28 protein-coding genes, 1 tRNA gene and 1 riboswitch are annotated in these 25,576 nt (G+C 63.7%); of the genes, 17 read left to right on the top strand and 12 right to left on the bottom strand.

Features of this window, described 5'->3' with window-relative positions; all coding sequences use genetic code 11:
• Both GXB81_RS15415 and GXB81_RS15410 read left to right on the top strand, forming a co-directional pair.
• Positions 1–653 (top strand): crotonase/enoyl-CoA hydratase family protein (locus GXB81_RS15415; protein WP_205989677.1); only part of this gene is annotated, 653 nt, incomplete at its 5' end.
• A 258-nt stretch (positions 654–911) separates the two neighbouring features.
• Positions 912–2,069: an MFS transporter gene (locus GXB81_RS15410; RefSeq protein WP_167036175.1), complete on the top strand. Its 1,158-nt coding sequence runs from the start codon at positions 912–914 to the stop codon at positions 2,067–2,069.
• Between the two features lie 18 nt (positions 2,070–2,087).
• Here the strand turns inward: GXB81_RS15410 and fahA are convergent, their stop codons facing one another.
• A complete protein-coding gene (gene fahA, locus GXB81_RS15405) occupies positions 2,088–3,386 on the bottom strand; it encodes a fumarylacetoacetase (RefSeq protein ID WP_205989676.1) in 1,299 nt (432 codons plus the stop codon).
• Complete coding sequence (gene hmgA, locus GXB81_RS15400; RefSeq protein ID WP_205989675.1) at positions 3,383–4,729, bottom strand: homogentisate 1,2-dioxygenase; 1,347 nt, start codon at positions 4,727–4,729, stop codon at positions 3,383–3,385. The genes fahA and hmgA overlap by 4 nt, the downstream gene beginning before the upstream one ends.
• A 440-nt stretch (positions 4,730–5,169) precedes the next feature.
• Between hmgA and GXB81_RS15395 the strand changes: the two genes are divergently transcribed.
• On the top strand, positions 5,170–6,003 hold the full coding sequence (locus tag GXB81_RS15395) for an EAL domain-containing protein (protein ID WP_205989674.1): 834 nt from the start codon (positions 5,170–5,172) through the stop codon (positions 6,001–6,003).
• 123 nt (positions 6,004–6,126) lie between these two features.
• Here GXB81_RS15395 and GXB81_RS15390 read toward each other — a convergent pair whose 3' ends face one another.
• Positions 6,127–6,912: an IclR family transcriptional regulator gene (locus GXB81_RS15390; protein WP_167282191.1), complete on the bottom strand. Its 786-nt coding sequence runs from the start codon at positions 6,910–6,912 to the stop codon at positions 6,127–6,129.
• A gap of 94 nt (positions 6,913–7,006) precedes the next feature.
• On the opposite strand from GXB81_RS15390, the gene GXB81_RS15385 reads away from it, so the two are divergent.
• On the top strand, positions 7,007–8,197 hold the full coding sequence (locus tag GXB81_RS15385) for an acyl-CoA dehydrogenase (protein WP_205989673.1): 1,191 nt from the start codon (positions 7,007–7,009) through the stop codon (positions 8,195–8,197).
• Positions 8,198–8,403: 206 nt separating this feature from the next.
• Here the strand turns inward: GXB81_RS15385 and GXB81_RS15380 are convergent, their stop codons facing one another.
• Positions 8,404–9,042: a peroxiredoxin gene (locus GXB81_RS15380; protein ID WP_167036157.1), complete on the bottom strand. Its 639-nt coding sequence runs from the start codon at positions 9,040–9,042 to the stop codon at positions 8,404–8,406.
• 353 nt (positions 9,043–9,395) lie between these two features.
• Between GXB81_RS15380 and GXB81_RS15375 the strand changes: the two genes are divergently transcribed.
• From GXB81_RS15375 to GXB81_RS15365, 3 genes are all read left to right on the top strand, one after another.
• On the top strand, positions 9,396–9,698 hold the full coding sequence (locus tag GXB81_RS15375; protein WP_007584918.1) for a DUF883 family protein: 303 nt from the start codon (positions 9,396–9,398) through the stop codon (positions 9,696–9,698).
• A 132-nt stretch (positions 9,699–9,830) separates the two neighbouring features.
• Positions 9,831–10,217 carry a phage holin family protein gene (locus GXB81_RS15370; RefSeq protein ID WP_167036154.1) on the top strand — a complete coding sequence of 129 codons (387 nt, stop codon included), beginning with the start codon at positions 9,831–9,833 and terminating at the stop codon, positions 10,215–10,217.
• 61 nt (positions 10,218–10,278) lie between these two features.
• Positions 10,279–10,797, top strand: coding sequence for a DUF3318 domain-containing protein (locus GXB81_RS15365; protein ID WP_205989672.1), 519 nt, complete (start codon positions 10,279–10,281; stop codon positions 10,795–10,797).
• Between the two features lie 169 nt (positions 10,798–10,966).
• Here the strand turns inward: GXB81_RS15365 and GXB81_RS15360 are convergent, their stop codons facing one another.
• From GXB81_RS15360 to glyA, 7 genes are all read right to left on the bottom strand, one after another.
• Positions 10,967–11,398, bottom strand: a complete 432-nt coding sequence (locus GXB81_RS15360) for a type IV pilin protein (protein ID WP_167282195.1) — start codon at positions 11,396–11,398, stop codon at positions 10,967–10,969.
• 10 nt (positions 11,399–11,408) lie between these two features.
• Positions 11,409–11,867: a hypothetical protein gene (locus GXB81_RS15355; protein ID WP_346777797.1), complete on the bottom strand. Its 459-nt coding sequence runs from the start codon at positions 11,865–11,867 to the stop codon at positions 11,409–11,411.
• A 161-nt stretch (positions 11,868–12,028) separates the two neighbouring features.
• Positions 12,029–12,841 (bottom strand): PilW family protein, encoded by an 813-nt coding sequence (locus GXB81_RS15350; protein WP_205989671.1) that lies wholly within the window; start codon positions 12,839–12,841, stop codon positions 12,029–12,031.
• Positions 12,838–13,290 (bottom strand): hypothetical protein, encoded by a 453-nt coding sequence (locus tag GXB81_RS15345; RefSeq protein ID WP_205989670.1) that lies wholly within the window; start codon positions 13,288–13,290, stop codon positions 12,838–12,840. The genes GXB81_RS15350 and GXB81_RS15345 overlap by 4 nt, the downstream gene beginning before the upstream one ends.
• On the bottom strand, positions 13,287–13,847 hold the full coding sequence (locus tag GXB81_RS15340; protein WP_205192475.1) for a GspH/FimT family pseudopilin: 561 nt from the start codon (positions 13,845–13,847) through the stop codon (positions 13,287–13,289). Before GXB81_RS15340 ends, GXB81_RS15345 begins: the two co-directional genes overlap by 4 nt.
• 229 nt (positions 13,848–14,076) lie before the next feature.
• Positions 14,077–14,559: a transcriptional regulator NrdR gene (gene nrdR / locus GXB81_RS15335; RefSeq protein ID WP_027799387.1), complete on the bottom strand. Its 483-nt coding sequence runs from the start codon at positions 14,557–14,559 to the stop codon at positions 14,077–14,079.
• A 6-nt stretch (positions 14,560–14,565) separates the two neighbouring features.
• The gene (gene glyA, locus GXB81_RS15330; RefSeq protein WP_205989669.1) at positions 14,566–15,813 is read right to left on the bottom strand and encodes a serine hydroxymethyltransferase; all 1,248 of its coding nucleotides are present in this window, start codon (positions 15,811–15,813) and stop codon (positions 14,566–14,568) included.
• Between the two features lie 166 nt (positions 15,814–15,979).
• Positions 15,980–16,106, bottom strand: a riboswitch (ZMP/ZTP riboswitch).
• Positions 16,107–16,353: 247 nt separating this feature from the next.
• On the opposite strand from glyA, the gene ydfG reads away from it, so the two are divergent.
• The 10 genes from ydfG (at position 16,354) to GXB81_RS15280 (ending at position 24,331) form a co-directional block, all read left to right on the top strand.
• A complete protein-coding gene (gene ydfG / locus GXB81_RS15325; protein WP_205989668.1) occupies positions 16,354–17,100 on the top strand; it encodes a bifunctional NADP-dependent 3-hydroxy acid dehydrogenase/3-hydroxypropionate dehydrogenase YdfG in 747 nt (248 codons plus the stop codon).
• A 231-nt stretch (positions 17,101–17,331) separates the two neighbouring features.
• Positions 17,332–17,784, top strand: coding sequence for a tol-pal system-associated acyl-CoA thioesterase (ybgC, locus tag GXB81_RS15320; protein ID WP_167284251.1), 453 nt, complete (start codon positions 17,332–17,334; stop codon positions 17,782–17,784).
• Between the two features lie 187 nt (positions 17,785–17,971).
• Positions 17,972–18,649 carry a protein TolQ gene (tolQ, locus tag GXB81_RS15315; RefSeq protein WP_007179119.1) on the top strand — a complete coding sequence of 226 codons (678 nt, stop codon included), beginning with the start codon at positions 17,972–17,974 and terminating at the stop codon, positions 18,647–18,649.
• 10 nt (positions 18,650–18,659) lie between these two features.
• On the top strand, positions 18,660–19,106 hold the full coding sequence (tolR, locus tag GXB81_RS15310; RefSeq protein WP_167036130.1) for a protein TolR: 447 nt from the start codon (positions 18,660–18,662) through the stop codon (positions 19,104–19,106).
• Complete coding sequence (gene tolA, locus GXB81_RS15305) at positions 19,103–20,113, top strand: cell envelope integrity protein TolA (RefSeq protein ID WP_205989667.1); 1,011 nt, start codon at positions 19,103–19,105, stop codon at positions 20,111–20,113. The genes tolR and tolA overlap by 4 nt, the downstream gene beginning before the upstream one ends.
• 182 nt (positions 20,114–20,295) lie before the next feature.
• Positions 20,296–21,588, top strand: a complete 1,293-nt coding sequence (tolB, locus tag GXB81_RS15300) for a Tol-Pal system beta propeller repeat protein TolB (protein ID WP_205989666.1) — start codon at positions 20,296–20,298, stop codon at positions 21,586–21,588.
• A gap of 32 nt (positions 21,589–21,620) precedes the next feature.
• Positions 21,621–22,127 carry a peptidoglycan-associated lipoprotein Pal gene (pal, locus tag GXB81_RS15295; RefSeq protein WP_167036121.1) on the top strand — a complete coding sequence of 169 codons (507 nt, stop codon included), beginning with the start codon at positions 21,621–21,623 and terminating at the stop codon, positions 22,125–22,127.
• Between the two features lie 20 nt (positions 22,128–22,147).
• Positions 22,148–22,897 (top strand): tol-pal system protein YbgF, encoded by a 750-nt coding sequence (gene ybgF, locus GXB81_RS15290; protein WP_167036118.1) that lies wholly within the window; start codon positions 22,148–22,150, stop codon positions 22,895–22,897.
• Positions 22,898–23,107: 210 nt separating this feature from the next.
• Positions 23,108–23,183 (top strand) — tRNA-Lys (locus GXB81_RS15285).
• An 800-nt stretch (positions 23,184–23,983) separates the two neighbouring features.
• Positions 23,984–24,331, top strand: a complete 348-nt coding sequence (locus GXB81_RS15280) for a DUF4188 domain-containing protein (RefSeq protein WP_167284231.1) — start codon at positions 23,984–23,986, stop codon at positions 24,329–24,331.
• A 7-nt stretch (positions 24,332–24,338) separates the two neighbouring features.
• Here the strand turns inward: GXB81_RS15280 and GXB81_RS15275 are convergent, their stop codons facing one another.
• Complete coding sequence (locus tag GXB81_RS15275; RefSeq protein ID WP_345889901.1) at positions 24,339–25,037, bottom strand: helix-turn-helix domain-containing protein; 699 nt, start codon at positions 25,035–25,037, stop codon at positions 24,339–24,341.
• Positions 25,038–25,576: the final 539 nt, after the last annotated feature.

Below are 25,576 nucleotides of genomic sequence, written 5' to 3'. Positions count from 1 at the left end.
CATGGCGCGCGGCGGTGCTGTTCGGCGCGGGCGGCACGTTTTGCGCGGGCGCGGACCTGAGCGCGCTTGGCGACGACACGCGCCGCAACGAACTGCGCGCCGACGGCAGCGGCCCCGGTCCGATGGGACCGACGCGCATGCACTTCAGCAAGCCGGTGATCGCGGCGATAGCGGGCCATGCGGTGGCGGGCGGGTTGGAGCTTGCGGCCATGTGCGATCTGCGGGTGGTCGAGGACGATGCGGTGCTGGGCGTGTTCTGCCGGCGCGTCGGGATTCCGCTGATCGACGGCGGCACGATCCGCCTGCCGCGGCTGATCGGCTTGTCGCGCGCGCTCGATCTGATCCTGACCGGCCGCGCGGTCGATGCCCGCGAAGCGCTCGCGATCGGTCTTGCCAACCGCGTGGTGCCGCACGGCACGGCCCGCGCGGCGGCCGAGCAACTGGCCGCCGAGCTTGCCGCGTTGCCGCAGGCCGCCCTGCTGGCCGACCGCCGCTCGGCATTGGAAAACAGTGCGCTCGACGATCTCGCCGAGGCGCTGCGGCGCGAAGGCGCGGGCGGATATCAGGCGGTGTTCGCCGAAGGTGTCGCGGGCGCGGCGCGCTTTGTCTCGGGGGCGGGGCGTCATGGGGAAACGTTCGGTCACGGTCAATGAGGCGATAGAGTAAGGCGATAATGAGGCGAACTCGCCGCTGCACGGCAACAGCCGGACAACCGCAACCTGGCAACCACAGCCTGTTTTACGACACATTCCGCACAAAACAACAGCCGTCCCAGCTGCGAGCACGCCTGTTTTGACTTAGGTAGAATCCCCTACTGTTTTACCCGATCCGGCGCCGGCGTTCTCGCCCCGACAACGTCCGCCGTCCGGCGCGTATCCGGCGCGCCGCTTCACGCCTCGTATCCCGTCATCATGCCTTTGCCCCTGCTTGCCCTTGCCGTTGCCGCCTTTGGGATCGGTACCACCGAGTTCGTCATCATGGGGCTGCTGCCCGACGTCGCGCGCGATCTGTCCGTCTCGATCCCGGCCGCGGGCATGCTCGTGTCGGCATATGCGCTCGGCGTCACGATCGGCGCGCCGATCGTCGCGATCGCCGTCGCCAACATGCCGCGCAAGAAAGCACTGATGAGCCTGATCGGCGTGTTCATCGTCGGCAATCTGCTGTGCGCGGTCGCGCCGGGCTACGCGGTGCTGATGGCCGCGCGCATCGTCACCGCGTTCTGTCATGGCGCGTTCTTCGGCATCGGCTCGGTGGTCGCGGCGGGGCTCGTCGCACCGAATCGCCGCGCGCAGGCCATCGCCCTGATGTTCACCGGCCTCACGCTCGCCAACGTGCTTGGCGTGCCGCTCGGCACCGCGCTTGGCCAGGCGGTCGGCTGGCGCGCGACGTTCTGGGCCGTGACCGGCATCGGCGTGCTGGCGGCGGCCGCGCTCGCGGTATGCCTGCCCGCGAAGATCGAGATGCAGAAGGCGAGCCTCGTGCGCGAATTCAGCGTGTTGAAGAACCCGCAGGTGCTGATGGTGCTCGGCATCAGCGTGCTCGCCTCGGCCAGCCTGTTTTCCACCTTCACCTACATCACGCCGATTCTCGAAGACGTGACCGGCTTCACGCCGCACGCGGTCACGCTCGTGCTGCTGCTGTTCGGCCTCGGCCTGACGGTCGGCAGCACGCTCGGCGGCAAGCTCGCCGACTGGCGACTGCTGCCTTCGCTGATCGCGTTCCTGCTCGCGATCGTCGTGATCCTGTGCGTGTTCGCGGGCACGATGCACGCGCGCATTCCGGCGATGCTGACGGTCTTCGTGTGGGGCGTGCTCGCGTTCGCGATCGTGCCGCCGCTGCAGATGCTGATCGTCGATCGCGCGAGCCATGCGCCGAACCTCGCCTCGACGCTGAACCAAGGCGCCTTCAATCTCGGCAACGCGACTGGCGCCTGGCTCGGCGGCATGGCGATCGGCGCGGGCGCACCGCTCACGACGCTGCCGTGGGTCGGCGTCGCGACCTCGTTCGGTGCGCTGCTGCTCACGCTGTGGTCGGTGTCGATCGAGCGGCGCATGGCGATGGCGGGCTGACGGCGAGCGGCGTGCGCCTCAGCGCAGCGCCGGCAGAATCTCGCCCGCGCACACGCCAAACCCGACGCGATACCCCTCGCCCTGGCACCATCCGGCCAGCGTCAGCTCGTCGCCATCCTCGATGAACGTGCGCGTGCCGCCCTCCTTCAGTTCGAGCGGCCTCTTGCCGTTCCACGTCAGTTCGAGCAGGCTGCCGTAGGAATCCTCGGTCGGTCCGCTGATCGTGCCCGAGCCCATCAGATCGCCGACGCGCGTATTGCAGCCCGACACCGTGTGATGCGCGAGCTGTTGCGCCATCGTCCAGTACATGTGCCTGAAGTTGGTCCGCGAGATCGTGTTTGCCTCGCGCGCGTGCTGCGCGCGCAAGGTGACTTCGAGATGGATATCGAACGCATGCTGGCCGTCGTGCCGCAGATAGTCGAGCGGCTGCGGTTCCTGCTGCGGCTGCGCGACGCGGAACGGTTCGAGCGCGTCGAGCGTGACGATCCACGGCGAGATCGTCGTCGCGAAGGTCTTCGAGTTGAACGGGCCGAGCGGCACGTATTCCCATTGCTGGATGTCGCGCGCGCTCCAGTCGTTCAACAGCACCATGCCGAAGATATGCGCCTCGGCATCCTCGCAGGCAATCGGCTCCCCCAACGCATTACCGCCGCCGACGATAAAGCCCATCTCGAGTTCGATATCGAGCTTGCGGCATGCGCCGAACACCGGCCGTTCCTGATCGGGCAGCTTCAGTTGACCGTTCGGGCGCCGCACCGGCGTGCCGCTCACGACCACCGACGACGCCCGTCCGTTGTAGCCGATCGGCATCTCCGACCAGTTCGGCAGCAGCGCATTCTTCGGATCGCGAAACATCGAACCGACGTTGGTCGCGTGCTCCTTCGACGAATAGAAATCGGTGTAGCCCGGAATCCGCAGCGGCAGATGGAGGCGCGCCTCGGCCTGGCTCACGAGCGCCTTCGCGCGCAACGCGGCATCGTCGCGCAGGGTGGCGCACTCGCGCGCGAGCAACTGGCTCAACTGGATGCGCACGCTACGCCACGCCTCGCGGCCAAGCGCGATGAAGTCGTTGAGCGCATCGCGCGCGAACACGCCCTGCGCGGGTACGTTCAGCAGGCTCGCCGCCTGCAACGCGGCGAGATCGACGATCGTGTCGCCGATCGCGACGCCCACGCGCGGCACGTCGTTGCCACGGTCGCTGAAAATGCCGAACGGCAGGTTCTGGATCGGGAAGTCGCTGGCCGGATCGTTGGCCGACTCGACCCAGCTTTTGCGCGACGGATCGAGCGTCGCCTGAAAATCGTTTACCGCGTTCATCGTTGCTCCGGATTGAAGTGTTTCTTGAGGCCTTGCCAGCACTCGTAGTAACGCGCCTGCAATTGCGCGGTTTCGAGCGCGAAACGGGTCGGCCGGATCAGCGTGCGCGTCTCGAACATGAAGGCCATCGTGTCGCCAACCTTCTTCGGCACCGACGTATCGATCTGCGATGCCTTCTCGAACGTATCCGCGTCGGGGCCGTGGCCCGTCATGCAGTTGTGCAGGCTCGCGCCACCCGGCACGAAGCCCTCGGCCTTCGCGTCGTAGACGCCATGCACGAGGCCCATGAACTCGCTCGCGACATTGCGATGGAACCACGGCGGACGGAACGTATCTTCGGCGGCGAGCCAGCGCGGCGGGAAGATCACGAAGTCGACCGTATCGACGCCGGGGGTATCGCTTTGCGATTGCAGCACGAGGAAGATCGACGGGTCCGGATGGTCGTAGCTGATCGAGCCGATCGTGTTGAAGCGGCGCAGGTCGTATTTGTACGGCGCGTAGTTGCCGTGCCACGCGACCACGTCGAGCGGCGAATGATCGATGTCCGCGCGCCACAGATGGCCGTTCATCTTCGCGACCAGTTCGAACGCGCCTTCGCGGTCTTCGTATGCGGCATGCGGCGTGAGGAAGTCGCGCGGATTGGCGAGCCCGTTCGAGCCGATCGGCCCGAGTTCCGGCAGGCGCAGCAGCGCACCGAAGTTCTCGCAGATATAGCCGCGCGCGCTGCCGTCCGGCAGGCTCACCGCGAAACGCACGCCGCGCGGAATCACCGCGATCTCGAACGGCTCGATATCGAGCCGGCCCAATTCGGTCGCGATATGCAGGCGCCCTTGTTGCGGCACGATCAGCAATTCGCCGTCGGCGCTATAGAAGAAGCGCTCCTGCATCGAGCGGTTCGCCGCGTACAGGTGAATCGCGCAGCCGCTCATCGCTTCGGCCGCGCCGTTGCCGGCCATCGTCACCCAACCGTCGATGAAATCGGTCGGCGCGGCAGGCATCGACAGCGGATCCCAGCGCAACTGGTTCGGCGGCGTCGGCGGCATCGCCGCGAAATTGGCGACGAGCCGCTCCGAGGGCATCAAGGTGAACGGCTGGTGCATGGCCGCCGGGCGAATCCGGTACAGCCAGGAGCGGCGGTTGTGGCCGCGCGGCGCCGTGAACGCGGTGCCCGACAGCTGTTCGGCGTACAGCCCGTAGGCCGCGCGCTGCGGCGAATTGCGCCCGCTCGGCAGCGCGCCCGGCAAGGCCTCGGTCGCGAACTCGTTCGCGAAACCCGACTGATAGCCCGGCTCGATTTCCGGCCGCAGGCGTCCGGCGGCCGGCGTGCGTGATGAGGTGTCCATACGAGGTTCTCCGTTAATACGCGATCTTTTCAGTCAGGCGGTCAAGCGATCAGGCCGGCATGGCGGGTCGGACCTGCTACGCCGCGCGGCCGACAGCCCGGCTCGACCCGGCTCGGTGTCAACGTTCCCGACCGTCGCAGCCGCCCTTTAATTTACGAATAGTAAAACGAATTATGAATAGTGAAAATAACGTATACCCTGGAGGCCGATCGGGCAATCTGTCCCCGAACTGGCGCCAGAGCCGCTTCCCGCGCGCCGTACCGCCCGGTGAAGCCCGCGCGGACAGGCGTCCGGCCAATATCGTTATGAGCATTTTGTTCATGTGCGCGCGGCGCGGACTGCTACCATCGAACCATGCGCCCATTGCGTCGCGTTTTGTGTCGCGCTTCGCATCGCCACGCGGCGGGCGCGGCATCCATCGTTGCCCTTGATCCCATTTCATGATTCCGCCGACCATCCCCGATCTCGTCGCCCGCGCCGCCCACCATCCGTTTCTCGGCAAGTATCTGGCGATGGGGGACGGCGCGCACGACGGCATCGCGCTCGCACGCTGCGACGGCCTCGAACTCGCGAGCGCCTACGAGCCGATCTTCGACATCAGCGTGCATGCGCTCGCGCAGTCGCTGTCATGCGGCGCGGAAGGCGTCGACCGCTTCGGCGACGAACTCGGCTTTCAGGCCGTCACGCACCGGCTCGACACGCCGCCGTCCGACGTCTTCGATCCCTTCGACCGGATCGCCGACGATCAGCAACTGGTCGCGCTCGATCGCATGTCGCGCGCGCTGCATGCGATCAATTTCTTTGGCGCCCAACGGCATGGGCTGCTGTTTCTGCGCGTGCACGAGCGGCTGCTCAAGAGCGTGAAATACGATCACGGCCAGCATTTTTCGAACGTGCTGACGTCGTTCGGATTGAGTCCGGCGCGCATCGTGATCGAGTTGCCGGCGGCCGCGGTCGCACACAAGACCTTCCTCGGCTACCTGACGCGCAGCTATCAGCATTACGGCTTCAAGGTGGCGGGCAATCTGTCGAACGCGGGGCAGATCCTGTCGGTGTCGGAAACGGCGCGGCTCGACTTCATCAAGATGGATGCGGGCGTCGCGTTGCGCGATGCGACGGTCAAGCCGCTGGTCGGCTATGCGAACCGCCTGCATGTGCCGCTGATTTTCAATCGTGTGGTGGATGAAGCGCAGTTCGTCGCGTTGCAGCAGTACGACGTGCGCTTCGTGCAGGGGCCGTTGTTCAACGCGCATTATCACGACCGGGCGGCGTGAGTTTTTCCGGCGCGTTCATGCGGCGCGGGTTCGCGCCGCGCTATCGACCCGTTGCCTTATTGGCCCAATGCAACGGTCCGACGGTCCATTGGCCCATCGCCCGCTTGCCTCGTCAGCCCTTTTTCAGCCCGGCTCGCCTAGTCGCCGCGCAAGCGCCTTCAGGCGCGGCGCGACGTTCTCGCGAAACACCTCCTCCCCCATCGACGAAGCCGGCCCGCTGCAACTGAGCACGAGCCAGCGCCCCTCGCGCGGCTCGCGAAACGGCACCGCGACCGCGTTGACGTCGTCGTGCCACGCGCGAAACGAATAGCAGCAGCGCTCGGCCGCGAACGCGGCGATTTCCTTTTCGGCCTCGGCAACCCGCAGCGCACCGGCCTTGCCCGCCGCCTTCCTCAGTTCGGCGATCAGCGCCGTGCGTGCGTCGGGCGGCTGCACGGCGAGATAGGCGCGGCCCATCGAACTCGTCAGCATCGACAGCTTCGAGCCCGAGGCAAGCCCGAGCGTCAGCGCGGTCTCGCTGCGGATCGTCTCGAGATAGATCATGTCGAGCCCGTCGCGGCAACCGAGCGACACCGCCGCGCCGACCTCGCGCGCGAACGCGCGCATATGTGGACGCGCGAGTTCGAGCGTATCGGTGCTCGCCAGCAGCGCAAAACCAAGTGACAGCACGCCCGCGTCGAGCGCATATTTGCCGTGCGTTTCGTCGAGCCGCAAATAGCCGAGCACGGTCAGCGTGTACGCAAGGCGATTGACGGTCGCCTTCGGCAACCCCGTGCGTTCGACGAAATCGCGGTTGCCGAGCATCGTCTCGCCAGGCCGGAACGCGCGCAGCAGGTCGAGCCCGCGCGCCAGCGCCACGACGAATTTGCGCTCGTCGAGCGGTGCGGAGAAAGTGGAAGGCAGCGTCATAGGGTGATACACTCAGGCGTCGTTTGCAAAACATTGTTTCGCAAGGCGGAACTTGAGTCAAGCTTGTTCCGGGCGAAAAATCAGGAGATACGTCATGGCCGTCGCCGCGCAGTTTTACTGGGAAGACCCGTTGCTGCTGGATCAGCAGCTCACCGAAGACGAACGCATGGTGCGCGATGCCGCCGCGGCGTACTCGCAGGACAAGCTGCTGCCGCGCGTGCTCGAAGCGTTCCGCCACGAGAAGACCGATGTCGAGATCTTTCGCGAAATGGGCGAACTCGGTCTGCTCGGCCCGACGATTCCCGAGCAATACGGCGGCCCCGGCCTGAACTACGTCGCGTACGGCCTGATCGCGCGCGAAGTGGAGCGCGTCGATTCCGGCTACCGCTCGATGATGTCGGTGCAATCGTCGCTCGTAATGGTGCCGATCTACGAATTCGGCTCGGACGCGCAGAAGGAAAAATATCTGCCGAAGCTCGCGCGCGGCGAGTGGATCGGCTGCTTCGGGCTGACCGAGCCGAATCACGGCTCCGATCCGGGCAGCATGGTCACGCGCGCGAAGAAGGTCGACGGCGGCTATTCGCTGTCGGGCTCGAAGATGTGGATCACCAATTCGCCGATCGCCGACGTGTTCGTCGTATGGGCGAAGCTCGAGGAAAACGGCAAGGACAGCATCCGCGGCTTCATTCTCGAGAAGGGCTGGAAAGGTCTGTCGGCACCGGCGATCCACGGCAAGGTAGGCTTGCGCGCCTCGATCACCGGCGAAATCGTGCTCGACGAAGTGTTCGTGCCGGAAGAGAACATCATGCCCGGTGTGAGCGGCCTGCGTGGCCCGTTCACGTGCCTGAATTCGGCGCGCTACGGCATCGCCTGGGGAGCGCTCGGCGCGGCTGAAGCGTGCTGGCACACCGCGCGTCAATACGTGCTCGATCGCAAGCAGTTCGGCCGGCCGCTCGCCGCGAACCAGCTGATCCAGAAAAAGCTCGCCGACATGCAGACCGAAATCACGCTCGGCCTGCAAGGCGTGCTGCGCCTTGGCCGCATGAAGGACGAAGGCACGGCGGCCGTCGAAATCACCTCGATCATGAAGCGCAATTCGTGCGGCAAGGCGCTCGACATCGCCCGCCTCGCCCGCGACATGCTTGGCGGCAATGGCATCTCGGACGAGTTCGGCATCGCGCGCCACCTCGTGAACCTCGAAGTCGTGAACACCTATGAAGGCACGCACGATGTGCACGCGCTGATTCTCGGCCGCGCGCAAACGGGTATTCAGGCGTTTTTCTGATTTTCGCTGCCCGGTCGATGTACCGGGCGTGTCCCGGGTGTGTTGTGTTGACTCGCGCGGTGGGTGGCGATCCACGATCCATCGCCCAAAACAGAAAGCCGGTTCTTACGAGCCGGCTTTCTGTTTTTGTGCGGCCTCAAGCGCGTGCTACTCAAGACATAGCGAAGCGCGCGTCGAGCCCGCCTCACTATGCTTCAGCCCACCGCTTACCGGTCCGGCTGCGGCGTCATGCGCAGATACGGACGCAACGCCTTGTAGCCCTTCGGGAATTTCTGCTTGATGACTTCCTCGTCCTTCAGCGACGGGACGATCACGACGTCATCGCCCTGCTTCCAGTTGCCCGGCGTCGCCACCGAGTGACTGTCGGTCAGTTGCAGCGAGTCGATCACGCGCAGCACTTCGTCGAAATTGCGGCCGGTGCTCGCCGGGTACGTGATGATGAGACGCACCTTCTTTTTCGGATCGATCACGAAGAGCGAGCGGACCGTGAGCGTTTCGTTCGCGTTCGGGTGGATCATGTCGTACAGCTCGGCAACCTTGCGATCGCCGTCCGCGAGAATCGGAAAGCCGACGCTCGCCGCCTGCGTCTCGTTGATGTCCTTGATCCACTCCTTGTGCGACTCCGCGCTGTCGACCGACAACGCGATCGTCTTCACATCGCGCTTTTCGAACTCGCTCGCGAGCTTCGCGGTCAGGCCCAGTTCGGTCGTGCAGACCGGCGTGAAATCGGCCGGGTGCGAAAACAGCACGCCCCAGCTATTGCCGAGCCATTCATGAAACCGGATCCGGCCGACACTCGACTCCTGCTCGAAATCGGGCGCGATGTCGCCAAGACGTAGACTCATAGTGCATCTCCTCATAGGTTTTCGGAAAGTATCCGGACGTGTTGCACGCGAGCCGTTGCCCGCGGCGCCCCGCAACGTTAAAGCATACGGCAGCGACGGTATATGACGAACCAACATCGCGTCACTACTTTATGCATTTTTGTAATTTTCTCCTATTTCAGGGAAACTTTGCGGGACAGATCAACTCCATCTGATGCCGATCTGGAGCAGACTGCCCTCAAACGGGTGTCATCGTGCTTTGCGGTATCGGGAACGGTTCATGCGTCGGCCTGGAACAACCGGGCACTGCGCTCGCCAGCGGCCGTTTCTTTGGTTACGATTCACGCGTGGCGTGAGACAAAGGGGAGCTGTCAATGTCGGAAGTCAACAAGGAGAGATTGATGTCGGATATCAAAACCGTCCTCGCGGACGCTGAGGACCTGCTGAAGCAGGCTGCGAGCGCCACCGGCGAGCGCGCTTCGGAACTGCGCGAAACCGCGCTGTCGCGCCTGAAGCAGGCCAAGGAAAAGGCGGCCGACGTACAGGTCGTCGTGGTCGAAAAAGGCAAGAAAGCCGCGCGTGCCACCGACGACTACGTGCACGAGCATCCGTGGGCGTCCATCGGCATCGCAGCCGGTGTCGGTGTGCTGGTCGGCTTGCTGATCAATCGCAAGTAAGGCCGGTGCGGCCGCCGGAGCAGGCACGTCCGGCGCACCGGCAAACCGGGCGGACCGGCGCAAGCCTCGCCGGTCCGCTTGTTCTGGCGCGCGTGCGCGCCAGCGAGGCCCTCACCAGCAACGCCCACAGCCATGACGACCGAAACCCAATCGCAGCGCGCAGAGCATAGTCCGTTGCGCCGCATTCTCAGTTCCGTGTTTACCATTCTGCAGACGCGGCTCGAACTGGTGGGCATCGAACTCGCCGAGGAAAAAGACCGTCTGCTAGGCGTGCTGTTTCTCGGCCTTGCCGCGATGATGCTCGCCACGATGGCACTGATCGCCCTGACCGCGCTGATCGCCATCGCCTTCTGGGACACCTACCGCCTGCAGGCGCTCGGCGGCATCACCGCGGTTTACGCGATTGCCGGCCTCGTATGCGCGCTGAAAGCACGCAGCGGTTTGCGCAACGCGCCCATGGTGTTCGAAGCCACCCTCGCAGAGTTCGAAAAAGACCGCGACGCGTTTCGCAAGCCGTGACGTCGTTCGCCCGACGCCGATCGCCCTCTCCCTCACTGCCGCCGTCACGCCCCGACACGCCATGAACCAGCCCCGTCCCGATACCGCATTCCGTCACCCGCGCCATCTGTCGAAGGACTTGAGCGCGCCGCATCTGCGCGCGCTGCGCAAGGAACTGCTGCTCGTGCGCGCGGACGTGGAGCGCGTCGAACTCGCGCAGGCCACCATCGAATTGCGCCAGGCGGTCACGCACTTCAGTTGGCTCAAGTTCATCGTTCCGGGCTTCGGCGGCGCGCGCATGGGCCGTGGATCGAAGGGGAGCGTGCTCAACGCGGGCACCCTCGGCGCGCTTCTGAAGCAGTACCCGTTCGTCAGCTCGATCATCTCGATGCTGCTCGCCAAGCCGCTGCGCGCGACCGTCATGGCAAGCGCCAAACCCGCGCTCAAATGGGGCGGCGTGGCGCTCGCCGCGTGGGAAGCGTTTCGCATCTGGCAGCAGATGAAGAACGATTCGTCGGCGAAGGCGGCGGCCCAGACGGCTACGGCAGCGACGGGAGAGTCTGCTGCGGAGAAGGCCGATTCGGCCGAAAGCGGGTATTGATACGGTGTAATGCGGATGCGTTGCAATGCGAATACGTTGTAGTGCGTTGCGATGCGTTGAACGCGAGTTTTTCCGCGTGTGTTTGCGCTAGTTCGCGTTCGTGCGGCTGCATGGCGAGTATCGAGCAAAGCGCGCTTTGCGTCGCACCGCATATCCGCCTCACGCCAGGCTACGACGTATTCCAGCACTCGCTACTGGCCGGCGTCGAACCGCCCGCCTCGTTTCTGTTGCCGCGCTGCCCCGTCGCATCGAGCGTGAACGTGCCGCAGGGATCGTCACGCATCGGCCCGGCATCCACCGGTGCCGCTTCGATCGCATAGCCGCCGTTCGTGTCGTCCCCAGGCAATACGTGCAGGCGATAGATCGCCGTGCCGGATTGCGGCGCCTGATCGAATCCCGCGGGCAATGTCGGCACGCTGTCGCTCGCCGCGCCCTCGACGAATTGCGCCGCGCGATACAACGCGGACGCCGCATCGACCCGATGCGTTCGCGCAATATGGCTGCGGTACGAAGGAATCGCAAACACGGCGAGCGTCGCGGTTATCGCCAGCGCGATCATCAGTTCGAGCAGCGTGAATGCCGATGCAGTCGATTTCGTCATGCACCTCCCATCAGAATGGCCTCGCGGCAACACGCCGCCAATGACGCTCGATAGCGCCGTCCTCGACCACCAGTTCCAGTTGCAGCCAGACCTGCGATTCACTCGTGTGGCCGAAGCCACGCGCGCTCAGCAGATACGCGGTGGCATTCGCCCGGCTGCCAAGACGCCAGGCCTCGACGAGACACTGCGGCGCCTGCGCCTCCGGCCATTGCGCGACAGGCGTCACAGCGCCGGCTTCGAACGCGGCTGCAAGCTTCCATTGGACCGGCTCGCCCGCCGCGAGCGGCGGCGGTATGTTCGCATCGACACCCATTGCAAGGACGTTGCGCTCACACAAAGTCAACGCCGAATCCGCCGCATGAAAAGCCTGCAAATAATCGCGTACATTGGTCGCCGCACGCGCCGACGCGAGCGATGTTTCGAACCAGATTGCGGACGTGGCCAGCATCATCGCGGCAATCAGCAGCACGATCGGCAAGACGACGCCGCGTTGGCGAACGCACGATGCATGAGCGAGCCAACCGGACGGACCATTGAATTTGCCTGGGTATCCCAACTTCATGCACTGCATGCGGCACTGGCGGTGCCAGCCAGGGCCATCACTCGACCACGTCGATTTCTCGTGGACCATCACGATGCAGCCCCCGCCTCCACGCGATTGCGTAGCGCAACGCGACGCGAAAACGCCTGTCGCGGCCGCAAATCGGCGCCGAGCGTGCTCACGCCGTCGCAATCGACATAGCGCGCACGCTGCCCTTGCGGCGCTCCACGCACGATCACGCAAAGATCCACCGCGACGACGTTGCCCCATTGATCCACCGGCACCGCCGACGCATTGATCGCATCGAGTGCGCCGGCCAGCCAGTAGCGCAGCCGCACGCGTTCGACGCCTTCCACCAGCGGCTGCGCGGTGCCCGCATTGCCATTGCCCTCGCAGTAAAGCTCCGGCTCGCCGGTCGAGCCACTGACGTTGGCAAAGTAGCGATTGACGACCGGCACACCCTGAGTGCCGAGCGCCGCATCGCTGCTCTTTACCGCTTGCCCCACGCAATCGGTTATCTCTCCGCTCGAAGACGGCCACGTGGACACGGCATCGCCAACGTAACGGATCGCAACGCCGTCCGAACCCGTGCTCAATGTCGTGCAGCCGGGACTGTTGTCGGCACCCGTCGGACGACCTCCCGAGCAGCCGAACAATGCAGGCGGCGCCGCGTAGCCGACGACGTCCGCGGGAACGAAACCGGCCATCTGCAATTGCTGGCCAATCAGCATCAGCGTGGTCAAACCGGCTTCGCGAATCCGCATCGCATTGCTCGCGCGCTCGAACGCATTGCGCTGCGTCGTGTAGAGCGAAACGGCGCCCGCAGTCACGATCAATCCGAGTGCCATCGCAATCACGAACTCGATAAGCGTGTGACCGCGAGCTACAAGTCGCCGCCTCATTTCACGAACGCCAATGCAACGCAGGAAGTGCCTGCGGGAACCGCCACGCCACCGCAAGACTCCGGTTTGTCGATCACGTCGACGTCACCCGCACCGGGCATGTCGTGCACGGCGTCCCAGGTCACGCGCGCCGCCGCAACTGCACCATTCTCTGCCAGCGACGCTTCGCCATGCGGCAAGACAACGCCTGCACGGGCGCTCCATTGGTTTAGCGCGGCATCGCTTGCCGGGGGCACCGCCAACGCTTCGACGACCGAATCGGCGATCCATGCAGCGTTTTCTCGCATCGTCATCGCGCGGGCTTCGCGCGCGATCCACAGTTGACCTGCGATCAAACCCAATGCGCTCACCGCGATCAATGCGACCGCCAGCATCACTTCGATCAGCGAACTACCTGCGCAAGCCGGCACAAATCGACGCAAACGGGTATTCGGCGCGCTTCGCATCATGACGTCGCTCCACACGCGCCTTCGGAAATCCGCGCGCGACCGCCCGACGCAATGCGGATGCAGCGTCGCCACATAGTCCCCTGCATCGCTTTGGATGGACTTCGCGGCGCAATATCGAAGTTTCGGAATGCGCCGATCAGTTGGCCGGCGGGTGGCGTGAACGTCAGGTCCGTTTGCACGCCCGTGATGCTCACTGCCGCAAGCGACGGTTGCGCTCGCAGCAGCGAGAGCTTGCCGCCACGCTCGGCGAGCACGGCCCAGCCGCAGGCCCAGTCGGCAATCGCGTCGCCGCATGGTTGCCCGGCGGCAAGGCAGGCGCGCGCCGCATTAGTCCGGCAGACGGTCACGCGCGTACCGCGGCGCAACGCCTCGCTGCGTGCATAGGCGAAGGTCGACAGCAAAGCCCGGGCGCGGGCGTCGACCTGATCGCGCACATGCCACGCAACGAACGCTGGCGTCGCCATCACCGCGATGACGGCCAGCAGCGCTATCACGGCCAGCGTTTCGACGAGTGTGAAACCGGCGCGCGACGGCCGGCAAATCGCATTGCATTTCATCTGCATCCCTGAGCGTTTCGAACGGATGCAGCCAATCTAGCGATTTGCCGAGCGCCCAGCAATCGGCCGAATGGCCAGGTGGTATTCGGACGCTATGGCAGACAACAATACCCGCGACGAACCATCATCGAGCGAGGTAGCGATGCGTGAAAAGACGCGCGAAAAGCGCGAAACAATGAATGCGAATACCGGTGCGAATGCCCGCGAACAACGCGCGGCACGCCTGCGCTCAGCGCTTGCGGGAAGGCTTGGGAGGAGAAGAGGCGCGGCGGAATTCCTCGATCACGTCCTCGAATTCGGAGACGTCTTCGAAGCGCCGGTACACCGAAGCAAAACGGACATAGGCGATCGTGTCGAGCGCACGCAACTCGTTCATCACGAGTTCGCCGAGACGCTCGCTGCGCACCTCGCGCTCGCCGCTGCCGAGCAGTTGATACTCGATGCGGGCGACCGCCGCGTCGATCGCGTCCGCCGCAACCGGGCGCTTGCGCAGCGCCAGTTGCATGCTCGCGACGATCTTGCGGCGATCGAACTCCGTGCGGCTGCCATCCTTCTTGACGACCGACGGCAACGCCAGCTCGACCCGCTCATACGTCGTAAAACGCTTGTCGCAGGCCGGGCAGCGGCGGCGCCGGCGAATCGTCGCGCCGTCTTCGGATACGCGCGAGTCGACGACCTGCGTATCGGCGTGGCGGCAGAAGGGGCAATGCATGGCGGCTTAGCGGTAGACCGGGAAACGCTGGGTCAACTCGGCGACCTGCCCACGCACGCGTTCGATCGTCGCGGCGTCTTCCGGGTTGTCCAGCACGTCGGCGATCAGGTTGCCGACCTGCTCGGCTTCCTTCACGCCGAAGCCGCGCGTGGTCATCGCCGGCGAACCGAGGCGCACGCCCGAGGTCACGAACGGCTTTTCCGGATCGTTCGGGATCGCGTTCTTGTTGACCGTGATATGCGCGGCACCGAGCGCCGCTTCCGCCGCCTTGCCGGTGATCTTCTTCGCGCGCAGGTCAACCAGCATCACGTGGCTTTCCGTGCGGCCCGAGACGATACGCAGACCGCGCCTGACCAGCGTTTCGGCGAGCACGCGCGCGTTCTCGACGACCTGCTGCTGATACGCCTTGAACTCCGGCGACAGCGCTTCCTTGAACGCGACGGCCTTGGCGGCGATCACGTGCATGAGCGGACCGCCCTGGATGCCCGGGAAGATAGCCGAGTTGATCGGCTTCTCGAACTCGGCCTTCATCAGGATTACGCCGCCGCGCGGGCCGCGCAGGCTCTTGTGCGTGGTGGTCGTGACGAAGTCGGCGTGCGGCACCGGGTTCGGGTAGACGCCCGCCGCGATCAGCCCGGCGTAGTGCGCCATGTCGACCATCAGGTATGCGCCGACCGACTTCGCGATCTTCGCGAGGCGCTCGAAGTCGATGCGCAGCGCGAACGCGGACGCGCCCGCCACGATGAGCTTCGGCTTGTGTTCCTGCGCGAGCTTTTCGGCCGCGTCGTAGTCGATGTCTTCGGCTTCGTTCAGGCCGTAGCTGACCACGTTGAACCACTTGCCCGACATGTTGACCGGCGAACCGTGCGTGAGGTGGCCACCATGCGCGAGGCTCATGCCCATGATCGTGTCGCCCGGCTTGAGCATGGCGAAGAACACGCCCTGATTGGCCTGCGAACCGGAGTTCGGCTGCACGTTGGCGGCTTCGGCGCCGAACAGCTGCTTCACGCGGTCGATCGCCAGTTGCTCCACCACGTCCACATATTCGCAGCCGCCGTAGTAGCGCTTGCCCGGATACCCTTCGGCGTACTTGTTCGTGAGTTGCGAGCCCTGTGCGGCCATGACCGCGGGCGAGGTGTAGTTTTCCGACGCGATCAGTTCGATGTGCTCTTCCTGACGGCGGTTTTCCTGCTCGATGACCTTCCAGAGTTCAGGATCGACGTTGGCGATGGTGCTTTGGGCTCTGTCAAACATACGGATTCCGTTGAGTGTGTTCAGGTTGACCGGATCGTGCGCCGAATCTTGCGTAGAGGGTACGCAGCGCTGCTGGCGGCCATGCCAGCCCAGACGTGGCGAGGGGGGAGTCGCCGCACACGCGAGGCAGGCCAACCACCGTCAGCGCAAATCGATGCGCGCGGATCACGGCTGCCCAGGCGAACGGCAAAACGGCACCCTGCGCTTCACGGTGGGTTGTTCCACCTTGAACCCGATTGGTTGAATCGGCTGAGTCGGCTGACTCGGTTCTATCGCCAGTCACGCAGGGTCGAGCGCGTTAGTGTATTGGAAGAGGCCCGAATAGGCAACCGGCTTTCCGGCGCCCCAGCGCCCGCCGGCGGGGCTTTCGGGCGCCCAGCGCCGCGTCTCGCGCACAGGTCTGACGAAAGCCGGGCAGCCGCGCCGAATATCCGCCAAACGCCGCTGCCACGGCTGCCGATGCGGCTCGTTCATCCTTGCCGCAGCGCCGCATTGCAAGTAGGCTTGGGGCCTTTGTCTCTTATCGACCAAGGAATTGCAATGATCGTGTTCGTTACCGGTGCGTCGGCAGGCTTCGGCGCCGCCATCGCTCGTGCCTTCGTCAAGGGCGGCCATCGCGTCGTCGCTACCGCTCGCCGCAAAGACCGTCTGCAGGCACTCGCCGACGAACTCGGCGACGCGCTGCTGCCATATGAACTCGACGTGCGCGACCGCGCCGCCGTCGAAGCCGTGCCCGCCTCGCTGCCGGCCGAATTCGCCGCGCTCGACGTGCTCGTCAACAACGCCGGCCTCGCGCTCGGCACCGAGCCCGCGCACAAGGCCAGCCTCGACGAATGGAACACCATGATCGAGACCAACTGCACGGGCCTCGTGCAGGTTACGCATGCGCTCCTGCCCGGCATGGTCGAGCGCAATCGCGGCCATATCTTCAATCTGGGCTCGATCGCGGGCCGCTGGCCGTACGCGGGCGGCAACGTCTACGGCGCGACCAAGGCGTTCGTGCGCCAGTTCAGCCTGAACCTGCGCGCCGATCTCGCCGGCACCGCGCTGCGCGTGACCGACATCGAACCGGGCCTGTGCGGCGGCACCGAATTCTCGAACGTGCGCTATCGCGGCGACGACGACAAGGCCGCCAAGGTCTACGAAAACGTCCAGCCGCTGACCGCCGAGGACATCGCCGATTCGATCTACTGGATCGCCACGCGCCCCGCCCACGTCAACATCAATACGATCGAGCTGATGCCGGTCGCGCAGTCGTTCGGCGGACTGACCGTGCATCGCGGCTGACCGCACCACGAGGGTCGTCGGCCCGGCGAGCGGTGGGCAAACCGCGCCCAGTGGTCCCGTCGGGTTCCTGGGTGGTCCCTGAGTGGCCCCTCGGCTACCCTTTGGCTCGCCCTGCCGGACGGCCCTCGAATGGGCGCTCGGGCGTGCGCCAAACCCGGCCGCACGCGCGGCCGGAGCACGCCGGACAAAACGCACATTTTGAAACAGACCCGCAGTATGCGTTCCGGTAAAATGCGCCGCATGAATATGTCGACCAGCCAGCCTGGCATGGAAAGCGGCTACACATGGCCCATCCGCGTGTACTACGAAGATACCGATGCGGGCGGCATCGTGTTTTACGCCAATTACCTGAAATTTTTCGAACGGGCGCGCACCGAATGGCTGCGCGCGTGCGGCGTCGACCAGCATCGGCTTGCGGAAGAAACGGGGGCGATTTTCATCGTGCGCAGCACCGCAGTCGACTACCGGGCTCCGGCCCGGCTCGACGACATCGTGAAAATTGTCAGCCGGATCGAGCGTCTTGGCAGAGCTTCGGTGGATTTCGCGCAGGAAGCATGGCGCGAAAGCACGCTGCTAGCCGCCGGTTCGATCCGGATCGGCTGCGTGGACCGCGACGCGCTGCGGCCGGCGGCGATCCCCGCCCCGGTTCTCGCCGCGCTGCGGCGCGGGCCAGATATGCATTGAGCAGCGCCGGCGTGTCAACGGACGATGACCGAGCCTCGTTGATACGGGGCCAGTGAACTCATACCGATCAGGCAACACAAAGCATGGTTCGGCTTCGATATCGCCGAAGCTTCCGTTCTGTTCACGGCAAGCTTGAGGCGGCCTTGCAGCCGGACGCCCCCTTCCCGGGACGTTAAAACGAACCTTTATGAACACTACACAAGATCTGTCGATCGTTTCACTCGTACTCAACGCGAGCCTGCTGGCCCAGGCGGTCATGGCTCTGCTGCTGTTGCTCTCGCTGCTGTCATGGACTTTCATCTTCCGCAAGTGGTTTGCGATTCGCCGGGCGCGCGCGCAAACTGAACGCTTCGAGCGTGATTTCTGGTCGGGCGGCGACCTGCAGGCGCTGTATCAGAGCGCCGCGAACAACCGTCACACGATCGGTGCGCTCGAGCGGATTTTCGAGTCCGGCATGCGCGAATTCCTGAAGGGCAAGGAAAAACGCCTGAACGATCCGGGCGCGATTCTCGACGGCGCCCGGCGTGCGATGCGCGCGGCGTTCCAGCGCGAAATGGACGTGCTCGAGGCGAACCTCGCGTTCCTCGCCTCGGTCGGTTCGGTCAGCCCGTATATCGGTCTGTTCGGTACGGTGTGGGGGATCATGAATGCGTTCCGCGGCCTCGCCAACGTGCAGCAGGCCACGCTCGCGAACGTCGCGCCGGGCATCGCCGAGGCGCTGACCGCCACCGCGATCGGCCTGTTCGCCGCAATTCCGGCCGTGGTTGCCTACAACCGCTACGCGCACGACATCGACCGTCTGGCGATCCGTTTCGAAACCTTCATCGAAGAGTTCTCGAACATTCTGCAGCGCCAGGCACAGTAAGGAGGCCACGATGGCAGGCTCCCGCTCCTCCAGCATGCGCGGCTCGCGTCAGCGCCGCGCGATGGCCGACATCAACGTCGTGCCGTACATCGACGTGATGCTCGTGCTGCTCGTGATCTTCATGGTCACGGCACCGCTCGTTGCGCCGTCGATCGTCAATCTGCCGACCGTCGGCGGCGCCGCGCCGCAGCAGCAAACCCCGCCCGTGATCGTCAACATCCGCGCGGACGGCAACATGAGCGTCAAGTACAAGGACGACGCCGGCACGCAGCAGCAGGAAGACATGACGAAGGCCGGCCTCAACGGCTTCATCGCCGATCGCGCGCAATCGCACCCGGACCAGCCCGTCGTGATCGCCGCCGACAAAACCGTGAAGTATGAAGCCGTGATGAACGTGATGTCCGAGCTGAAGGCTCAGGGCGTCAAGCGCGTTGGATTGCTCGTCAAATCGCAATGATCCGCAAGAATTCCGAATACCCGCTCCAGCCACCGCGTGAACGCGGCACCGGGCGAGCCTTTGCGTTCGCGCTGGTGATGCATGCGCTGCTCGGGTTCTTCCTGTACCACGGCATCCAGTGGCAGAACAGCACGCCCGAAGGCGCGGAAGCGGAACTGTGGACCGAGGTGCCGGACTCGGCGATTCCGCGTCCCGTTCCGCCGCCGCCCGCGCCGGTCGCCCCTGCCCCGCCCGTGCGCGACGAGCAGGCCGACATCGCCCTGCAGGAAAAGAAACGCCAGCAGCAGGAAGCAGCGCGCGCGGCGCAACTGGCCGAGCAGCAGCGTCAGCAGAAGCTGAAAGAGCAGCAGGAAGCGGACGCGAAACGCCAGCAGGAACTGGCGGCCGAGCAGGCCGCTCAACTCGCCGCCCAGAAGGCCGCGAAGCTCAAGCAGCAACAGCAGCAGCAGGCCGACAGGCTCAAGCAACAGCAGCTCGCCGAGCAGCAAAAGCAGCAGCAACTGAAAGAACAGCAGGAGCAGCAACAGAAGCAGGCTCAGGCGGAGGCGCAGAAGAAGGCTGACGCCGAGAAAGCGGCGAAGGCCAAGGCGCAGGCCGATGCCGCCGCGCAGGCGAAGAAACAGCTCGACTCGGAACGACGCGCGCGACTTGCGCAGATGCAGGGCATGGCGGGCCCCACGGGTTCGTCGGGCAACGGGCTCGGCAAGAGCGGTACTGGCAGCGGCTCGGGAGGCAATGCGGCATCGCCGGGTTATGCGGACAAGGTCCGCCGCGTCGTGCGCCCGAACATTTCGTGGGGCGGCGAAACGGAAGGCCTCGAAACCGTCATCTCCGTGCGCTGTTCGCCGACCGGCACCTTGCTGAGCGCGACGGTCTCGCGCAGTAGCGGCAACGCCGCATGGGACGCCGCCGCGTTACGGGCCGTGCAGCGCTCGGATCCGATGCCTCTGGACCTCAACGGCAAAACGCCGGAAAGCTTCCTGATAACGTTGCGCCCTGCGGGCTGACTTGCGGGTCGATTCGCAGAAGTTTGACAGCTGGCTAGCAGTCGATTTACGGCTAAGTTGCGGTCAATTGAGGACAAAAGCCGTGCTATGGCGCACGGCCGCCTCGGGAACGAATTAGCTGTTTTCCGGTCTGTCTGCTGTCGTGAAGTATTAGTAAAACCGTTTTGAGGAATCCATACAGCATGAGTTTGATGACCAAGCTAGGCCTGCGAACGCTCGTGGCAACGTGCCTCATCGCCGTCGGCGGCGCCGCCAATGCACAACTCAACGTCCTCGTGACGGGCGTCGGATCCACCCAGTTTCCGATCGCAACGGCGAATTTCGCCAATGAAGCGAACTCCCCGCAGCAGGTCAGCGCAATCGTGCGCCAGGACCTGCAACGCAGCGGCAAATTCACGAATGTCGACGCAGGCTCGACGCCGGTGTCGGAGACCGATTCGGTCGATCTCGGCGCCTGGAAGGCCAAGGGCGCCAACGCGTTCGTCGCGGGCAGCGTGAACCGCCTGCCGAACGGCCAGTACGAAGTGCGCTTCAAGCTGTACGACACGGTCAAGGGCGAAAGCCTCGGCGGCCTCGTGCTCGTAAGCCCGGCAAGCGGTCTGCGCATGAGCGCGCACAAGGTCGCCGACTACATCTACGCGAAGCTGATGGGCAATCGCGGCGTGTTCGCGACGCGCCTGTCGTACGTCATCAAGTCGGGCAACCGCTACCAGTTGCAGATTTCCGATTCGGACGGCCAGGACGCGCATATCGCGCTGTCGAGCCCCGAGCCGATCATCTCGCCGGCCTGGTCGCCGGACGGCACCAAGGTCGCCTACGTGTCGTTCGAAAAGAAAAAGCCGATCGTCTACATCCACGACCTGCCCACGGGCCGGCGTATCGTCGTATCGGACCAGAAGGGCAACAACAGCGCGCCGGCCTGGTCGCCGGACGGGCGCACGCTCGCCGTCGCGCTGTCGCGCACCGGCAATACGCAGATTTTCGCGGTCAATGCCGATGGCAGTGGCCTGCGACGTCTCACGCAAGGCAGCTCGATCGACACCGAGCCGACCTACTCTCCTGACGGCCAGTGGATCTATTTCACGAGCGACCGCGGCGGCTCGCCGCAGATCTACAAGATGCCGGCACAAGGCGAAAGCGCGGGCTCCGCGCAACGCGTCACGTTTACGGGCAGCTACAACACCAGCCCGCGAGTGAGTCCTGACGGCAAGCAGCTTGCCTACATCTCGCGCGTCGGCGGTGCATTCAAGCTGTATCTCCAGGACCTGCAAGGCGGAACCGCCACGGGCCTGACGGACACGACACATGACGAATCGCCGAGCTTCGCGGCGAACGGTCAGTACATTCTTTACGCCACTCAGGTGAACGGCCGTGGCGTGTTGGCCGCAGTATCGACCGACGGTCGTACCCGGCAGGTCCTGTCCGTTCAGGGCGGTAGCGTACGCGAACCGTCCTGGGGCCCGTTTATGCAATAACGTTGATGCAATAACACAAGGAGAGTAATCAAATGATGTCCAAACTTCGTTTCGCATTCGCCGTCGTCATGGTCGGCGCGCTGGCCGCGTGTCACTCGGGCGTCAAGCTCGACGAAAACGCCAACAAGGGTGCGGGCTCGGCTCAGCCGAACCCGAACGACGTCGCAACCGTCAACGTCGATCCGCTCAACGATCCGAACAGCCCGCTCGCCAAGCGCAGCATCTACTTCGACTTCGACAGCTACTCGGTCAAGGACGACTATCAGACGCTGCTTCAGCAACACGCTCAGTACCTGAAGAGCCATCCGCAACGTCACGTGCTGATCCAGGGCAACACCGACGAGCGCGGCACGAGCGAGTACAACCTGGCACTCGGCCAGAAGCGTGCTGAAGCCGTGCGCCGTTCGCTGTCGCTGATGGGCGTCGCGGATTCGCAAATGGAAGCCGTGAGCCTCGGCAAGGAAAAGCCGATGGCAACGGGTCATGACGAAGCGTCGTGGGCACAGAACCGCCGCGCCGACCTCGTGTATCAACAGTAAGTCAACAGGTAATGAGCCGAATGACGCATCGTTTCTCCTGGCTGCGGCTTGCCGCAGCGGCCTGCGTCGCAGGCACGGCCCTCGCGGCCGTGCCCGCTCATGCGGGCATCTTCGACGACGATCAGGCCCGCCAGGCCATTCTCGATCTGCGCTCGAAGACCGATAGCCTGTCGAGTCAGCTGTCGGCGGCGCAGCGCACGATCCTCGATCAGTCCAACCGTCTCGACCAGTTGAACCAGCAGGTCGCGACGCTGCGCGGGCAGAACGAGGACATGGCGAACCAGCTCGGCATGCTGCAAAAACAGCAGAAGGACTACTACACCGATCTCGACACGCGCCTGAAGAAATTCGAGCCGCAGCAACAGACGGTGGACGGCGTCCAGGGCGAAGTTCAGCCGGGTGAAACCGATGCGTTCAACGCGGCTTCACAGCAATTCCGCAGCGGCGATTTCAAGAATGCGGCCGCGTCGTTCCGCAGCTTCATCTCCAAATATCCGTCGAGCCCCTATCAGCCGACCGCGCAGTACTGGCTCGGCAATGCGCTGTATGCGCTGCGCGACTACAAGGGTTCGACGGCCGTCTGGCAGGGTGTGGTGAAGAATTACCCGCAGCATCCGCGCGCGCCTGAAGCGCTGCTCGCGATTGCGAACAATCAGCTCGAACAAGGTCAGAAGGCCGCGGCCAGGAAGACCCTCGAGCAGATCGTCGCGCAATACGGCGGCTCGGACGTCGCGCAGTCGGCGCAGAGCAAGCTGTCGCAGATCAAGTAGCGGCAGCGGAACTGATTGAGTCGTTGGCAGTACGCGCAGTGTCCGATGTCATAGCCACGCGCGCCTCTCGCTGAAAGGCCCGGATAGCGATATCCGGGCCTTTCATTTTGACGTTCGCGATTTCCCGTTCTTCAGGGAAACGCCGATAACGTGACGGGTATGTCGGGTTGACAGGTTATAGGCTCGCCGATATAATCCCGTTTCTCTTTTGGGTCGTTAGCTCAGCTGGTAGAGCAGCGGACTTTTAATCCGTTGGTCACAGGTTCGAATCCCGTACGGCCTACCAAAGAAATCAAGGGGTTACGTCATCTGGCGTAGCCCCTTTCCTTTAGTAGTCTGCCCTTGGTCTACACAAGGTCTACCCTCCTTCCCTTTGGGTGCAACAGAGCAATCTGCAATCAAACGGCTAGCTCGCCCATTTACCGCACCCCAGATTTCCGTGGCAGGCCGACGACAATCATGCCGCTCGCTTTCCGTGAGGCTTCCCTCAAAGGTTCGACGGCGTCTGCAAGTACCTGATCGGAACGACGAAGCCCGTTATAGCAGACGGATAATCTGGCGCCGCAGCCCCCTCTGTCATGCAGATTTTCCCAAGTGGGTTTTCCGGATCACGAGGATTCGCATGCAAACTCAAGACTTATAGCGTTGGTAAATCTTCGCGTAATCGCGCCTGTCGTAACCGCAATTCAGCCCGGGTATCGACAGGCAGTAGATGTTGGTCCTGATACAGAGTGTCTAATCAGGTTGGAACGGCTCACCGTTTCACTCTGCGAATCAAAAAATCTACGAGGTGAACCGGGACTTATCATCCTGTATCACGGTTGCTTTGCGAGACATTCGGAGAAATGAAATGCTTCGCAGACCGCTTCCAGTCGCCTGAAAGATCGCCGATCATCGGCCCGCTTCCACTACTCAAAATCCGACGATCATTGGATTCATCCACGGAAATCCGGCGCCGGATATGTTTGACGTAGAAATACGCCAGGCGATGAACGAGAGAATGTTGCTTCCGACGACCGCATAAGCCCTGATCGACGGCATCAATCGATCAAGATTTCTCCGCAACCACACCAGAAAGGACCGATCATGATTATCCGAACCTGGCGCGCCATTGCCGCTAACCAGCAGGTTGTCGACACATACGGAGCACACCTCGCGCGCAACACGTTCCAGGAAATGAAAAAGCTCGACGGTCACATCGGCGCGAGCATGTCGGCCAAACAGATCGGCGAGAAATACGAAATCCTGTTCATGAGCTACTGGCGCGATATGGATGCGGTACGTCAGTTTGCGCGCCGCGACGACATTCACGAGGCAGTCGTAAAAGAGAGCACCCAAAAGCTTCTCGACTCCTTCGATCCAAAGGTCGAATACTTCGAGGTTCAGGTTTCGAGCGGTTCGATCCTGGAGCAGGTTGCGTCGCAAGCAGGCTAGGGAAAGATCAGAGTCTTTCAGGTCTCGCGCGGCTGCAAGCATCGCCGATTTGCCGTGCGGTGTCCTTGAGCGCATCGACAGCCTCAACCAGTCGCGCGACGTGAGGTGCGGACATCGCAACCGAACAATTGATCGCGACAGGGCTCATCCGGCCCGGCAGTGGAAGTGGCACGGCTATCGCATCGATATCGGAAAGCCACGGTCCTCGTGCGCGACAATAACCAGTCCTGGCGAACAATGCTTCGTCATCCTTGAGAAGTGAAAGGCCTGCCTCGAAGTTCTCTGGGTCGCCCACCTTGATCCGATTGAGCAGACGTTCTTTTTCCGCCGAAGGATGACCGAATATGAGTGCGCGTCCGATTGCACTCTGCAGAAGAGGGCTGACGCGTCCGATATCGGGAAGGTAGGGATTGAAAAGATCAGCGCGAACAGTATCGATGTAGATTGCCTTCACACGCTCGCGCATAGCGAGATTTACAGTAAATCCTGTTTGATCGGCGAGTGCCTGCAGGAATGGGCGCGCGAGTTGTCGTACCGGCAAGCTCGCCAGAATGGGATGACTGAGTGCGAGGAAACCTGTTCCCAGGCGGTAAGCTCCGGACTCCTCCTGAACCAGATATCCGTACAGCGTGAGCGTGTACGTGAGTCGCGAAACAGTCGCTTTCGGTAGCCCGGTACGATCAGAAAGCGCCCGGTTGGTCAGCACGGGCTCGGCGGCAGTGAAAGCTCGCAGTACATCGAGACCTCGGGCAAGGTTTGTCGAGAACTGTCGGTCGCTTAAGGCGTCCGCGAGACCATCCGGTCCTGCGAGCCGAGGGCTCTGGGAATTTGGCTTTGAGGACAATTTGGGTATGGAAGCGATTCGGACAGGTGGACCGATTTCGATAGCTGCCCACTCTACTCTGAATTGTCATCACCGCCCACTGCTATATGGTTCGTCGTGACCATCCCGAGAGACCGGTGCTCCGGATACCCGCACGCGAATCTGCCGGCTACTGCCTGCCAATCGGCCCCAACCATTTGCACGTTCCAATCAGCGAAACACTTTTTTTGGAGCCGCTCGCGCTCCGATAATGCGAGCCAGGAGATGCATCAACTCGACGGTTCTTTTCGGGAAGCTAACTGGCATAAGGAACGACACGACTCCGTGTTGCCCCCCAGACAATGCAGTCGCGGCGCCGTGGCGTATCGACGTGGCGCGAAGCTTTTATGAATTGATGCTGTCAATAGCACGTCCGCGGAAAG

Origin of the sequence: Paraburkholderia sp. Ac-20336 (assembly GCF_017105025.1) — a bacterium.
Taxonomy (GTDB): Bacteria; Pseudomonadota; Gammaproteobacteria; order Burkholderiales; family Burkholderiaceae; genus Paraburkholderia.
The sequence above is the reverse complement of the archived record's forward strand: the minus strand, read 5'-3'. Positions and strand labels throughout refer to the sequence as shown.